This is a genomic window from Litorerythrobacter xanthomarinus (assembly GCF_046254955.1).
Classification (GTDB): domain Bacteria; phylum Pseudomonadota; class Alphaproteobacteria; order Sphingomonadales; family Sphingomonadaceae; genus Qipengyuania_C.
The window spans coordinates 1,244,185-1,257,308 of record NZ_JBJXRG010000001.1 but is presented as its reverse complement, the minus strand read 5'-3'; the positions used below and the strand labels follow the sequence as shown (position 1 = coordinate 1,257,308).

Annotated in this window: 11 protein-coding genes; 9 read left to right on the top strand and 2 right to left on the bottom strand. The window is 59.8% G+C overall.

Annotated features, from left to right (window positions below):
• Positions 1-52 precede the first annotated feature (52 nt).
• The 8 genes from ACEWMW_RS06365 (at position 53) to ACEWMW_RS06330 (ending at position 9,965) form a co-directional block, all read left to right on the top strand.
• Positions 53-1,936 carry a beta-galactosidase gene (locus ACEWMW_RS06365; RefSeq protein ID WP_409413055.1) on the top strand — a complete coding sequence of 628 codons (1,884 nt, stop codon included), beginning with the start codon at positions 53-55 and terminating at the stop codon, positions 1,934-1,936.
• Positions 1,937-2,020: 84 nt separating this feature from the next.
• The gene (locus ACEWMW_RS06360) at positions 2,021-2,932 is read left to right on the top strand and encodes a hypothetical protein (protein WP_409413054.1); all 912 of its coding nucleotides are present in this window, start codon (positions 2,021-2,023) and stop codon (positions 2,930-2,932) included.
• Positions 2,929-4,017, top strand: a complete 1,089-nt coding sequence (locus ACEWMW_RS06355) for a CaiB/BaiF CoA transferase family protein (protein ID WP_409413053.1) — start codon at positions 2,929-2,931, stop codon at positions 4,015-4,017. The genes ACEWMW_RS06360 and ACEWMW_RS06355 overlap by 4 nt, the downstream gene beginning before the upstream one ends.
• A gap of 75 nt (positions 4,018-4,092) precedes the next feature.
• Positions 4,093-5,511, top strand: coding sequence for an aldehyde dehydrogenase family protein (locus tag ACEWMW_RS06350; protein ID WP_409413052.1), 1,419 nt, complete (start codon positions 4,093-4,095; stop codon positions 5,509-5,511).
• Between the two features lie 55 nt (positions 5,512-5,566).
• Positions 5,567-6,169 (top strand): exopolysaccharide biosynthesis protein, encoded by a 603-nt coding sequence (locus ACEWMW_RS06345; protein ID WP_409413051.1) that lies wholly within the window; start codon positions 5,567-5,569, stop codon positions 6,167-6,169.
• An 87-nt stretch (positions 6,170-6,256) separates the two neighbouring features.
• Entirely contained in the window at positions 6,257-8,179 is a 1,923-nt protein-coding gene (locus tag ACEWMW_RS06340) for a DUF3604 domain-containing protein (protein ID WP_409413050.1), read from the top strand.
• Positions 8,180-8,193: 14 nt separating this feature from the next.
• Positions 8,194-9,003 (top strand): peptidyl-prolyl cis-trans isomerase, encoded by an 810-nt coding sequence (locus ACEWMW_RS06335; RefSeq protein WP_409413049.1) that lies wholly within the window; start codon positions 8,194-8,196, stop codon positions 9,001-9,003.
• Positions 9,000-9,965, top strand: coding sequence for a HupE/UreJ family protein (locus ACEWMW_RS06330; RefSeq protein ID WP_409413048.1), 966 nt, complete (start codon positions 9,000-9,002; stop codon positions 9,963-9,965). Before ACEWMW_RS06335 ends, ACEWMW_RS06330 begins: the two co-directional genes overlap by 4 nt.
• 8 nt (positions 9,966-9,973) lie before the next feature.
• Here the strand turns inward: ACEWMW_RS06330 and ACEWMW_RS06325 are convergent, their stop codons facing one another.
• Complete coding sequence (locus ACEWMW_RS06325; protein ID WP_409413047.1) at positions 9,974-10,360, bottom strand: DUF1761 domain-containing protein; 387 nt, start codon at positions 10,358-10,360, stop codon at positions 9,974-9,976.
• A 25-nt stretch (positions 10,361-10,385) separates the two neighbouring features.
• A complete protein-coding gene (locus ACEWMW_RS06320; RefSeq protein ID WP_409413046.1) occupies positions 10,386-10,994 on the bottom strand; it encodes a TetR/AcrR family transcriptional regulator in 609 nt (202 codons plus the stop codon).
• Positions 10,995-11,153: 159 nt separating this feature from the next.
• Between ACEWMW_RS06320 and ftsH the strand changes: the two genes are divergently transcribed.
• Positions 11,154-13,115 (top strand): ATP-dependent zinc metalloprotease FtsH, encoded by a 1,962-nt coding sequence (gene ftsH, locus ACEWMW_RS06315; protein WP_409413045.1) that lies wholly within the window; start codon positions 11,154-11,156, stop codon positions 13,113-13,115.
• Positions 13,116-13,124: the final 9 nt, after the last annotated feature.

Here is a 13,124-nt window from a genome sequence, read left to right as displayed (position 1 = left end):
GCCCTACGCAATAGGTTATTGACCCGCTGCCGCCGAAGCGGGATGAGCGGGCATGGTCGAAGCCAACCCCGCAATGGACCTCGGTGTCTGCTACTATCCCGAACACTGGCCCGAAGAGCGCTGGGCAACCGATGCGCAGATGATGGCCGAGCTCGGGCTCACCACCGTTCGGATCGGTGAATTTGCCTGGAGCCGGATCGAACCTGATGCGGGCCGTTTAGAATGGAACTGGCTCGACCGGGCAATCGAGACGCTACATGCGGCGGGCCTCAAGATCATCCTCGGCACGCCGACCGCGACCCCGCCCAAATGGCTGGCCGACCAGATGCCGGATATGGTCGCGCTCGATCGTCAAGGCCGCCCACGCGGCTTCGGTTCGCGGCGGCATTACTGCTTCAGCCACAAGGGATACCGCGAAGAGGCAGCGCGGATCACGCGCGCGGTGGCAAAACGCTATGGCGAGCATCCGGCGATCACTGGATGGCAGACTGACAACGAGTTTGGCTGCCACGATACGGTGCAGAGTTTTTCGGCCGCAGCGCGCGGCGCATTCCGCGAGTGGCTGGCTGCGCGGTATGAAGATATCGCGGCGCTGAACGAGGCATGGGGCAATGTCTTCTGGAGCATGGAGTATCGCTCCTTTGGCGAGATCGAGCTGCCCAATCTCACCGTGACCGAAGCCAATCCGGCGCATTGGCTCGCCTTCCGCCGGTTCTCGTCGGATCAGGTGGTCTCGTTCAACAAGGCGCAGGTCGAGATCTTGCGCGAGCTTTCACCCGGCCGCGACGTCATGCATAACGCGATGGGTTTCTACACCGGCTATGATCATCATGATCTGGCGGCTGATCTCGACGTGCTGGGCTGGGATAGTTACCCGCTTGGCTTTCTCGAGCAGTTCCGCTTCTCGGACGAAGAAAAGCGAAAGTATGCGCGGCAGGGACATCCCGATATCGCCGCCTTCCACCACGATCTTTATCGTGGCTGTGCGAAAGGAGGACGCTGGTCGGTGCTCGAGCAGCAGCCCGGACCGGTCAACTGGGCGCGGCATAACCCGGCGCCGCTCCCTGGCATGGTGCGGCTGTGGTCACTCGAAGCGCTGGCGCACGGCGCGGAGCTTGTGAGCTACTTCCGCTGGCGGCAGTTTCCCAAGGCGCAGGAGCAGATGCATGCCGGCTTGCTGAGACCGGACGGCGAACCCGCTCCGGCTTTTGGCGAGGTTGCGCAAGTGGCGGAGGAACTCGGCTCGCTGAAGCTGGCGGGCGAGGCTACCAAGCACGCCGCGCTGGTCTTCTCCTACCCATCGGAATGGATCACGCAGATCCAGCCGCAGGGAGAGGGTTGCTCGGCATCATGGGCCGCGTTCGCCTGCTACTCGGCGCTGCGCAAACTCGGCCTTAATGTCGACATCGTCTCGCCCGAAGCATCGCTTGATGGGTACGCCCTGGTGGTCATACCTTGCGAGCCGATCGTGTCGGAGGGGTTCTCAGCCAGGCTCGCGGAGTTTTCGGGTCAGATCGTTATTGGTCCCCGCTCGGGAAGCCGGGGCGAAGACTTCGCGATCCCAGCGAACCTTGCGCCGGGCCGATTGGGAGAGCTGGTCGGCGGAAAAGTGGTACGCAGCGAAAGCCTCTCGCCATTAGTCATACATCAAGGCGATGGCTGGCGCATCGCGAAATGGCTCGATCATCTCGAAGGCGATGCCCAGCCCGAATTCACTGCCGAAGATGGTGCCATCGCCTGTTGGAAGCACGGGCCGGTTCGATATTGCGCGACTTGGCCGGAAGGCGCGATTGTCGATCGTCTAATCGAACAAGCGGCGAAGGATTCCGGATTGCCGAGCGAGCGGATGCGGGAAGGTTACCGCCGCAGGACTCGCGGCAACCACCGTTTTGACTTCGACTACCTTTCGGTCTCGGTCGATATCGAGGATATCTAGCTGCCCGCGCTATCATCTAAGGCGGTTTGCGGGTGATCTCACGTTATCTAGGGTAGGTCTATTGCCGGGGAGAGAATGATGAAGATGGGCAAAATCACGAGCTTGATGGGAGCCGGAATCCTGCTGGGATGGTCTTCGCTGGCCATCGCGCAAGGCCAAGATAGCACGCGCGCCGAGCGCGATGCGCTGGTGATCGCAAAGCTGCTCGAAGGGCGGTACGACAACGCCAACCAGGCCTATTTTGACCGCCGCCTCGGCGATCCGGAAAGCGAGCGGCACGAGCGGATTCACATCCTAGTCGAGAAGGATGAAGGTGGAAGTGATCTCGCCATTTCTGTGAGCGAAGGCGGCGATTCCGAGGCAGAAAATCTCTTGGTCAAACTCAGCCCAGAACCCAACGGACGGCATGTGCGAATGCGTTTTTCACGGGCAGCCGGGAGTCAACTCGCTGGATGCGACCTGCTCTTCCGGCAGGAGGCCGGCCAATTCCGTGCCACTGCCGAGAGAAAAGATTGCAACACGAACGGTCTCTCCCTCCCCCAAGAGATCATGCTCGGTGAACACGAGCTCTGGTGGCAGAAGCGCGGCGATGACAAGCGCCCCTATGCTCTTGAACGCGCACGCGATTTCGCCTGCTATATCGATGTTCCCGGCGTGGGTGGTGGGCGCGACATTCCCTATAAACGTTACGAAATCGGACACATCCACGACAAGGGCGGCAAGCAGTGGATCAAGCTTGCTGACGGGTCCGAAGTCTCGGTGACACTGACCAATGTCCGCTGGCCGATCAACAACCTCAAGGGCATTTTCACGCGCCATTCGCTGGTGGTCTATGTCGGCGAACGCAAGGATGGCGAAGAACGCGAGATCGCTTACAGCTGGACCCAGCCCGATGCGCAGCGGGTTGGGATCAATCTCAAATCGATGCTCGTCAATTGCTTCATGCTGAGCAATGAAGAGATTGAACCATTCTATCGGCAGGAGCCCCAAGCATGAACGAAGCAGCATCGAACGGACCTTTGACCGGGCTCAAGGTAGTCGAATTTGTCGGCATCGGGCCGGGACCGCATGTCGTGATGATGCTGGCTGACCTCGGAGCTGAAGTGGTCCGGATCGAGCGGCCCGGCGGGCAGGCATCAAACCCGGTGGTCGAGCGCGCCCGTCACCGCGCCGAAGTCGATCTGAAGTCAGATGACGGCCAGGAATTCGTACGCAAGGCGATCGAGCATGCCGATGTGCTCGTCGAGGGTTATCGGCCCGGCGTGATGGAACGGCTCGGCCTCGGTCCGGAAGAAATGCTGGCGCTTAATCCGCGGCTGATCTTCGCGCGGATGACCGGCTGGGGGCAGGACGGGCCGCTGGCGCAGGCTGCCGGGCATGACATCAACTATATCGCCATCACCGGCGCACTCTCTGCGGTCGGCAAACCAGGCGAAACAGCCACCCCGCCGCAAAACCTGGTCGGCGATTTCGGCGGCGGCTCGATGTATTGCGCGATGGGCGTCCTTGCGGCGCTTTACGAACGCGAGCGCTCCGGCAAGGGACAGGTCGTCGATGCTGCAATCGTCGATGGAGCGACGAGCCTGATGAGCTTCTTTTTCGGCGTTCGTCACGTCCCGCACCTCTCGACCGACCGCGGCAAGGGCATGCTGAGCGGCGGTGCACATTTCTACCGCTGCTACGAATGCTCGGACGGCCGCGAGATCTCGCTGGGCGCGATCGAGCCGCAATTCTACGCCGAGTTGCTCGACAAAGCCGATGCGCCCGACGAGCTGCGACAGGGCCAGATGGATCCTTCCAATTGGGAAGATTATGCCGCGAAGCTCGCTGCCCTGATCAAGACCAGAACGCAGGCCGAATGGTGTGACATTCTCGAAGGCAGCGATGCCTGTTTCGGTCCTGTGCTCTCAGTAGAAGAGGCGCGCGACCATCCGCATATGAAAGCGCGCGGAGCCTATGTGGAACGCGATGGCACGTGGCACACTGCCCCTGCCCCGCGCTTCAGCCGCACACCCGGCGCCATCCGTGACAGCAAAGGAGACGGTGCAGACGTTGTCGAGCGCTGGGCCTCTTCAGGATAAAGCAAACTCGCCATCGCTTCCCGATTGCTAGCCCTTCGCCGCTTCGATAGGAGCAGCGGTTGAAGGAGTGATTTCATGCGAGACTATCTGCAGTTCTATATCGATGGCCAATGGGTCGATCCGGTCGAGCCCAAATCGATCCCGGTCGAAAATCCCGCAACCGAAGAAACGATCGGAAACGTCTCGATCGGATCTGCTGCAGATGTAGACAAGGCAGTGGCGGCGGCACGGCGAACATTCGCCAGCTGGGGCATCTCCGGCAAACCCGAGCGATTGGATTTGCTCCGATCGATCCAGTCGGAACTGGACAAACGCCGCGAAGATCTGGCCGAAATGGTCAGCATGGAGATGGGCGCGCCGATGTCGCTCGCAAACGGGCCCCATGTTCAGCTCATGATTGGTCATGTTGCAAACACCATCGAGATTCTTGAGCGCTTTGAATTCGAGCAGCCTCTCGGACCAACGATGCACATCTACGAGCCGATCGGTGTGGTGGGCATGATCACGCCATGGAACTGGCCGCTCAACCAGATTGCCTGCAAAGTCTTTGCTGCATTGGCGGGCGGCAATACAATGGTGCTCAAGCCCACCGAAATCGCCCCGTTCAACGCCTGCATTTTCACCGAAGTGATGCACGCTGCAGGTGTTCCCGCCGGGGTTTACAACATGATCAATGGCGATGGACCAGGTGTCGGCACGGCCATCTCAGGCCATCCGGGTATCGACATGGTTTCCTTCACCGGATCAACCCGGGCCGGGATCGAAGTGGCACGCAACGCCGCCCCGACGGTCAAACGCGTCGCGCAGGAGCTGGGCGGCAAGAGCCCCAATATCATTCTTGACGATAGTGTTTTTGCCGAAAGCGTGGCGCGAGGCACAACCGCGATGATGGGCAATTCGGGCCAGACTTGCACCGCACCCAGTCGCATGCTGGTACCCCACGCACGGATGGAAGAAGCCAAGGCCGCTGCGAAAGAAGCAGCCGAGAAGGTCATTCCCGGTGATCCCAATGGCAATGCCACGATCGGGCCGGTTGTCTCCAAAGCGCAATGGGACAAAATCCAGGGGTTGATCGAAGCCGGGATCGAAGAGGGCGCGACGCTAGTCGCCGGCGGACCGGGCAAGCCCGAAGGGCTCGAAACCGGGCACTATGTCAAGCCCACCGTTTTCGCTGATGTCACCAACGACATGCGGATCGCGCGCGAAGAAATCTTCGGACCAGTGCTCTCGATCTTGGGCTATGACGACTACGACGATGCCATCGCGATCGCGAACGATACCGAATATGGCCTTGCCAGTGCGATCATGGGGGAAGACCAAGAACTGGCGCGCTCGCTTGCTCGCCGTATTCGCGCCGGACGGGTCGCTATCAATGGTGGCTACGATCTTAACGCTGCCTTTGGGGGCTACAAGCAAAGCGGCAATGGGCGGGAGTGGGGCGAAGCAGGCTTTCACGAGTTTCTCGAGCTGAAGGCGGTGATGGGCTACGCCTGATACTCCGCCGGAGCCAAATTGATCTTGGACCGTTTAGCTCCTGAAAGGGAGCCGGATGGCCGACGAGAAGCCGCCTCACAATATGGAAGAGGTACTCGACGGAATCGAAGAGATTGCCGAAGAGCAGGACGAGGTGTGCCTGGGTGACGCACTCGACCGGTTTGGTCCCGCCAGCTTCACCCCTCTGCTGATCATTCTGCCTCTCGTGGGGATCAGCCCTATCGGCGGCGTTCCGGGTGTGCCTACCGCGATAGCGGTGATCATTGCGCTGCTGGCGCTCCAGATGCTGTTCGGCAAGAAACATGTCTGGTTGCCAGATTTCATCCAGAATCGTGCCGTAGATTCGGACAAGTTGGCCGCAGCGGCGCATAAGCTCGACAATCTTGCTGCCAAGGTCGATGAGGTACTGGGTCAGCGCTTGGACTTCCTGACAAAAGGCGCTTGGGTCCGCCTCGCTGCGCTGTGCATCGTATTCCTCTGCGCTGCGGTACCTCCGCTTGAAGTGCTTCCTTTTGCCGCCATACTGCCTTTCATGGGCATTGCCTCGTTCGGGTTGGCCTTGCTTGTACGGGATGGGCTTTTGGCCCTGATTGGCTACGCATTGGCCGGCGGCGCGGCTTACACCATCGGCAATATGCTGATGGCAGGGCCGAGCTGACGCTACGGCGAGGGCGCATCGAGCAGAGGCGCTTGACCAAAGCCGATGTGAAGGCAAAACTCCCCGGTAGAGAGGGGAATCGAGACTATGCGCTCAATCAGGAACATTGCACTCGTAGTGACCGGAGCAGCGATGCTCGCCGCTTGCAGCGAAAGCGCTACCGAAGATCAAACCGGAGACGGCGAGGGAACCATCGAACTCGCCGAATTTCCAGATCGACCCTATTGGGGCGACACCCACCTTCATACCGACAATTCGATCGATGCGTTCGGTTTCGGTGTCAGGCTCGGGCCGGAAGAGGCGCTGCAATTCGCCAGCGGGCAGGAAGTCACGTCAACCACTGGTACCAAGGCAAAGCTCTCCCGTCCGCTCGACTTCCTGGTGATTTCGGACCACTCGGACGGTCTGGGATCGACCCGCAGACTTTATGACGCGCCGCGCATCGCAGTTGTTGCAATGGGCGATGAGACCGTGCTGCGCTGGTATGATATGATGCATGAGAGCCCCGAGCAATCGCAGCGCGCGATCGGTGAACTTATCTCTGCCGCTGCGAATGGCGAGGTCCCGGAAGCCTTGCTCAGCAATGCCGAGGAGCAAGAAGAGAACACACGCAACATCTGGTCAGCCCACCTCGACACGCTCGACCGCTATAACAAGCCTGGCGAGTTTACCGCGCTCGCCGGATACGAATACACGCTTATGCCGGGCGGCAACAATCTCCACCGCGTCGTTATGTTCCGCGATGGGAGCGCGCGCACGAAGCAGGTTCTCCCTTACCCAGGCCTCGATACCGAGGTCGAAGGGCTATGGGACTATATGACCGCCTACGAGCAAGCGACCGGGGGGCAAGTGCTAGCAATCCCGCATAATTCGAATGTCTCCAACGGCTTGATGTTTGAACTTACCATGCCCGGCGGCGGTCCTATGACCGCCGATTATGCCCGCAAGCGTGCGAAGGCCGAGCCGGTGGTCGAGATTACCCAGATCAAGGGTGATAGCGAAACGCACCCGTTTCTCTCGCCAAATGACGAGTTTGCTGGCTTCGGTGTGAAAGGATGGGAGCTTGGCAACCTGTCGATGACTATCCGGAGCGAGCCGAATGACTATGCCGGCGGATATGTTCGCGACGCGTTGAAGCGCGGCCTCTCCATTGAAGAGAGGCTGGGCGTAAATCCTTACGCGTTCGGGGTTATCGGCTCGACCGACAGCCACACGGCGTTCGCGACGGGCGACGAAGACAACTTCTTTGGCAAGCATACCGGCAGTGAGCCAGCCATCAAGGAACGCGCACTCAATGGCCAGAACCTCGGGGTGAACGCCGACCGCTTCGGCTGGCATTATCTCGCGGGTGGCTATGCTGCAGCATGGGCACGCGGAAATACGCGTGCCGAGATCTTCGACGCCTTCAAGCGCCGCGAGGTATACGCCACCACCGGGCCGCGCATGACCGTGCGGATTTTTGCCGGATTTGATTTCAGCGAGACGGATTGGGATGGCGACTGGGTGCGTGCCGGATACTCACGCGGAGTCCCGATGGGCGGAGTTCTCGCCGATGAAGGCAAAGCGCCAAGCTTTCTGATCTCGGCCCTGAAGGACCCAGAGGGCGCAAACCTCGACCGCGTCCAGGTGATCAAGGGCTGGGTTGATGCCTCGGGTGAATTGCGTGAGCAGATCTACGATGTTGTGTGGTCAGACATGGAAACGCGGCGCGCAGCCGACGGCAAGGTTCCTGCGGTGGGCGACACGGTTGATCGTTCGACCGCGACATACGAGAACTCGATCGGCGCGGCAGAGCTGCGCATCGCGTGGACCGATCCGGACTATAGCCGCGGGCAGAACGCATTCTACTATGTGCGTGTCCTCGAGATACCCACACCGCGCTGGACACTATTCGACATGGTCCGCTTTGGTATCGAGCTACCCGAGGAAGCGCTGGCTGACGCCGTCGCGCAGGAGCGCGCCTATTCGTCCCCGATCTGGGTCAAACCGGTTTCAGACGCTGCCATTTAGGCGAAAGCTTCGACATGAAATTGCCTGCTTGGACGCGAGAGCCGTTGGTCCAATTCCTATTCGGTGGCGCGCTTTTGTTCGTCTTTTTCGCCTGGCGTGGGGAGCCGGCCGACCCGGCCAGCCGCGATATCGAGGTTTCCCGCGATGACCAGGCGCAGTTGGCAGTGCGTTTCGAAGCGCTGATGCGGCGCCCACCGACCGATGCCGAGCTCGACAACCTCATCGAGCAGTATCTGCGGGAGGAAATTCTTTACCGCGAGGCTCTGCGTTTGGGGTTGGATCAGGACGATCCGGTTGTCAGGCGCCGCCTGTCTCAGAAAATGGATGAGATTGCTGGTGCGCGAGCGGAAACAGCTCCCGTTACGGATGCGATGCTGCAGGAGTGGATTGAGGCTCATCCCGAGCGGTTCGCGGCGGATGCCACATACAGTTTCGACCAGCTTTGGTTCAGCGAAGGCGATGAAGCCGCCTTGGTTCTCGCGCAATTGACTGATGATGAGAATTGGCAAGGTCTAGGCGGTGAGATTTCCCTCCCAGCGTCGCTTGAGAACGCAAGTTTCACGGATATCGAGAATAGGTTCGGGCAAGCATTCTCTACCAGCCTGAATGATTTTTCAGTATCCCCTAAATGGTATGGCCCTGTTTCATCCGGCTTTGGATGGCATCTCGTGCGCGTGCGAAAAAAGCAAATTGGCGAAGTACCCGAACTTGCCGATATCCGCAGCGATGTTGAGAATGACTGGCGATCCAGCACCATCGCCGATCGCAAGAAGCAAGCCTACGAATTGCTGCGTGAGGCCTATGATATCGATATCGAGCGATGAGATGGCTCCTCACGCTGATGCTGATACTCTTGCCCGGTGCGGTGCACGCGGATGAACTGCGTCCATCTTCGATAGAGCTCTCGCAGCAAAGCGAGACCGAATGGCATCTGGGCTGGAAGCAGAATATCGGCCAGCAAACCGCCAAGTCGCTGCGTGTTCCGAAAGTTCCCGAAGTGTGCGAAGTGACCGGAGAGCCGGTCCAGCGGTTTGGTGCGCAGGCGCTGATCGGTAGCGCAACGGTCAGATGCAGCGGGTCACTCGAGGGTGGGCAGGTCGGCTGGAGCGAAATGGTCGGCGAGGATGCCTTGCTGCGGGTGGTGCCGATTGAGGGCGCATCGCAGGCATTCCGCCTTACGCCCGACGAGCCGCTCGCGACCATCGCAGCCGCACCAGATAGCTGGCAGGTTTGGCAAAGCTATTTCCCGATGGGCGTGGAGCATATCCTCGAAGGGTGGGATCATCTGCTTTTCGTTATCGCGCTGGTATTGCTCGTCGCCGGAGGTTGGGCCGTAGTAAAGGCGATCACAGCCTTCACTGTGGCGCATTCGATCACCCTCGCCGCCGTATCGCTTGGATTGTTCGGATTGCCCGCCAAGCCTGTCGAGGCTGCCATTGCTCTCTCGATCGTATTTCTTGCCGTAGAACTGGCCCGCGGAGACCGCGAAAGCTTCACGCGGCGCTGGCCATGGGTTGTGGCCTTCGCATTCGGCCTGCTCCACGGTTTTGGTTTTGCCGGAGCCTTGCGCGAGATCGGGCTGCCGCAAGGCGAGATTGCCCATGCCTTGGTGGCATTCAATCTTGGGGTCGAAGCCGGTCAGCTCATGGTGATCGCTGGAGTCGTTGCTCTACGCCGGGCATTGAGGCGGCTCATCCCGAAGACCGAACCGCATGCCCTCAAGCTGGCGACCTACGGCATCGGCATCACCGCGAGCTTCTGGCTGATCGAGCGGGTGATTACCTGACCTCTGGCCTAACCGAGCAGGCCGATCAGCAGACCGTAGAGGGTGAATTGCAATGTCGCATATCCCCCGTCGATCAACCACAGCCCGAACGGACGCTGCGCGAATAGATAGTTTATGCCGAAGCTCGCGGCCACCCAGCCCAATCCGGCCGCGAAGCCGGCTGCAGTTGCGAACTCAACGCCAGGATTCGGACCGAGAAATGCCGCAAACACAGCGGCAGCGATCAGGGACAGGACTAACGCGCCACCGAACACTTTGCTCATGCTTGCACTCTTCTGGTCCTCTTCGCTGAGGCCGACGTAACCTGCCCATTTTTTCCCAAAGAGCGGCCCGTACCAGACCCCGCCCAAGACAAAGGCCGACACGCCGGCCGCGGCAACTGCAATCCAATTCATTTCCATTAATCTTCCTCCCTTTTATTCAGCCTGCCGACGTTTCGGCTCCGGCGGTATGTGTGAGCATCGCAAAGTGCTGTCGCAACACGTCAATGTTTCGATCAAACACGGCGATATCGCGCGCGGTTCGCGCCTGCATGATCGCCCCTTCCATGGTGGTGAGGATGAACTCTGCGAGAGCCCGCCGATCAGTATCGGCAGGGATTTGCTCGCGCGCTTCAAACAGACATCGTTCAACCGCATCGATCCAGTTATCAAAATTGACCTGAAGTAGCTCGCGAATACGCGGATCGGGTTCCGATATCTCAAGCGCCAGATTGCCGATCGGGCAGCCGTGGGCGAAATCACTCATTAGCAGGCCGGTGCGATATCCATTGAGAAGCGCAAAGATCTTCTCGATCGGATCATCGACACCCACCCAGGCGAGATCGAGCAAATTCTCCTGAATGCCATCGCGGTAGAACTCGAGGACCGCGACCAGCAGATCCTGTTTGCCAGGGAAAAAATGATACAGGCTGCCCGAATGCACCTGGCTGCGGCTGAGAATGTCGCTGATCGACGTCGATTGATAACCCTTCACATAGAAGAGCTCCAACGCGGTCATCACTATACGGTCACGGGTCGCGGTATTCACGAATCACCTCACTTGATTGAACGATCAATCAAGCAGAAGTTGAGTGGTCGATCAAGTTCTATTTCACAGGCGTGTGAGATGCCCAAAAAGAGAATGGAGTGATCAACTTGTCATTCACTCCTGCGCGCCTACATTGGCATGCACGAAAGGATCGCCCTGATGAATGAGCAGAACCCACAGCAGGACCCGGAAGAAAACGGGCCCAATCCGTGGATCAAGAGCCTGATGATCTGGGGCGGGATCTTTCTCGCCCTGCTGCTGGTCGTCTCTGCATTCGGCAACACGGGGCAGCCCGCCGGAACGCAGATTGGCTATTCAGATTTTCGTGACCGCGTGGCCGAGGGATCGGTCAAAGAGGTTCAGATCGCGCCGGACAAGATCACCGGCACGCTCAAGAACGACGAAGCGTTCAGCACTGTCCCCGTAGGCAACGATACCCAGCTTACCCGCTTGCTCGACGAAAACGGGGTGAAATATTCGGGTCAGGCCGCTGATGAGCCCAACCTGCTACTCTACATTTTGGTTCAATCCCTACCGTTTATCCTGATCCTCGGCATTGCCTTCTTTGCACTGCGGCAGGTCCAGAAAGGCGGCGGCGGCGGCGCGATGGGTTTCGGCAAGTCCAAGGCCAAGCTGCTGACCGAACGCCAGGGCAAGGTGACTTTCGAAGACGTCGCCGGGATCGACGAGGCCCGCGAAGAACTCGAAGAGATCGTCGAGTTCCTGCGCGATCCGCATCGCTTCTCCAAGCTCGGTGGACAGATACCCAAGGGCGCACTGCTGGTAGGCTCACCCGGCACCGGCAAGACACTCCTTGCCCGCGCGATTGCCGGTGAAGCAGGCGTACCTTTCTTCACTATCTCCGGCTCCGACTTCGTCGAGATGTTCGTGGGCGTGGGCGCAAGCCGCGTGCGTGACATGTTCGAACAGGCCAAGAAGAATGCGCCGTGCATCGTCTTCATCGACGAGATCGACGCGGTGGGTCGCCACCGCGGCCATGGGCTCGGCAATTCCAACGACGAACGCGAGCAGACGCTCAACCAGCTGCTCGTGGAGATGGACGGCTTCGAGGCCAATGAAGGCATTATCATCATCGCCGCGACAAACCGCCCCGATGTACTTGATCCCGCGCTGCTGCGCCCGGGCCGCTTCGACCGGCAAGTCGTCGTTCCTGTGCCCGATATCGACGGTCGCGAAAAAATCCTCGCCGTCCACATGAAGAAAGTGCCGCTGGCACCCGATGTGAACCCGCGCACGATTGCTCGCGGTACCCCTGGCTTTTCCGGTGCGGATCTCGCCAACCTCGTCAACGAGGCCGCCCTGCTAGCCGCACGGCGCAACAAGCGCCTGGTCGCGATGCAGGAATTCGAAGACGCCAAGGACAAGGTCATGATGGGCAGCGAACGGCGCTCAATGGTCATGACCGACGACGAGAAGAAGATGACCGCTTATCACGAGGCCGGCCATGCGCTGGTCTCGCTAAATGAGCCGGCATCCGACCCGATCCACAAGGCGACGATCATTCCGCGCGGACGCGCGCTGGGCATGGTAATGCGCCTGCCCGAACGGGATAACTACTCCTACCACCGCGACAAGATGCATGCCGACCTTGCTGTCAGCATGGGCGGACGCGTGGCTGAGGAGATCATCTTCGGCCATAATAAGGTTTCGTCCGGCGCAAGCTCGGATATCCAGTATGCCACCAGTCTGGCGCGCAACATGGTCACCAAATGGGGCATGTCAGACAAGCTTGGCCCGCTGCAATATGAAGAGCAGCAGGAGGGCTATCTGGGCATGGGCCAAACCGCCCGGACCATGGGTTCGGCGGAAACCAACAAGTTGATCGATGCCGAGATTAAGTCACTTGTGGAAGGCGCTCACAAACGCGCAACCCACGTTCTGACGGAGAAGGAAGACCAGCTTCACCTTCTAGCCCAAGCGATGCTCGAGTACGAGACGCTGACCGGAGACGAGATCAAGCAGCTCCTTGAAGACGGCAAGATCGATCGGCCCGATGAGCCCAAAGGCCCGACGCCGGTCCAGTCTGCTGGCGGAAGCTCGGTGCCAAAGGCAGGGAAGAAGTTCGGAGGCTCGGGCGGCACAGCACCGCAAGGCGCCTGATCTCGCGAT

Excerpts from the sequence above, each read along its gene's own strand:
- ACEWMW_RS06365 (WP_409413055.1), top strand. The coding sequence starts at position 53 with ATGGTCGAAGCCAACCCCGCAATGGACCTCGGTGTCTGCTACTATCCC.
- ACEWMW_RS06360 (WP_409413054.1), top strand. The coding sequence starts at position 2,021 with ATGGGCAAAATCACGAGCTTGATGGGAGCCGGAATCCTGCTGGGATGG.
- ACEWMW_RS06355 (WP_409413053.1), top strand. The coding sequence starts at position 2,929 with ATGAACGAAGCAGCATCGAACGGACCTTTGACCGGGCTCAAGGTAGTC.
- ACEWMW_RS06350 (WP_409413052.1), top strand. The coding sequence starts at position 4,093 with ATGCGAGACTATCTGCAGTTCTATATCGATGGCCAATGGGTCGATCCG.
- ACEWMW_RS06345 (WP_409413051.1), top strand. The coding sequence starts at position 5,567 with ATGGCCGACGAGAAGCCGCCTCACAATATGGAAGAGGTACTCGACGGA.
- ACEWMW_RS06340 (WP_409413050.1), top strand. The coding sequence starts at position 6,257 with ATGCGCTCAATCAGGAACATTGCACTCGTAGTGACCGGAGCAGCGATG.
- ACEWMW_RS06335 (WP_409413049.1), top strand. The coding sequence starts at position 8,194 with ATGAAATTGCCTGCTTGGACGCGAGAGCCGTTGGTCCAATTCCTATTC.
- ACEWMW_RS06330 (WP_409413048.1), top strand. The coding sequence starts at position 9,000 with ATGAGATGGCTCCTCACGCTGATGCTGATACTCTTGCCCGGTGCGGTG.
- ACEWMW_RS06325 (WP_409413047.1), bottom strand. The coding sequence starts at position 10,360 with ATGAATTGGATTGCAGTTGCCGCGGCCGGCGTGTCGGCCTTTGTCTTG.
- ftsH (WP_409413045.1), top strand. The coding sequence starts at position 11,154 with ATGAATGAGCAGAACCCACAGCAGGACCCGGAAGAAAACGGGCCCAAT.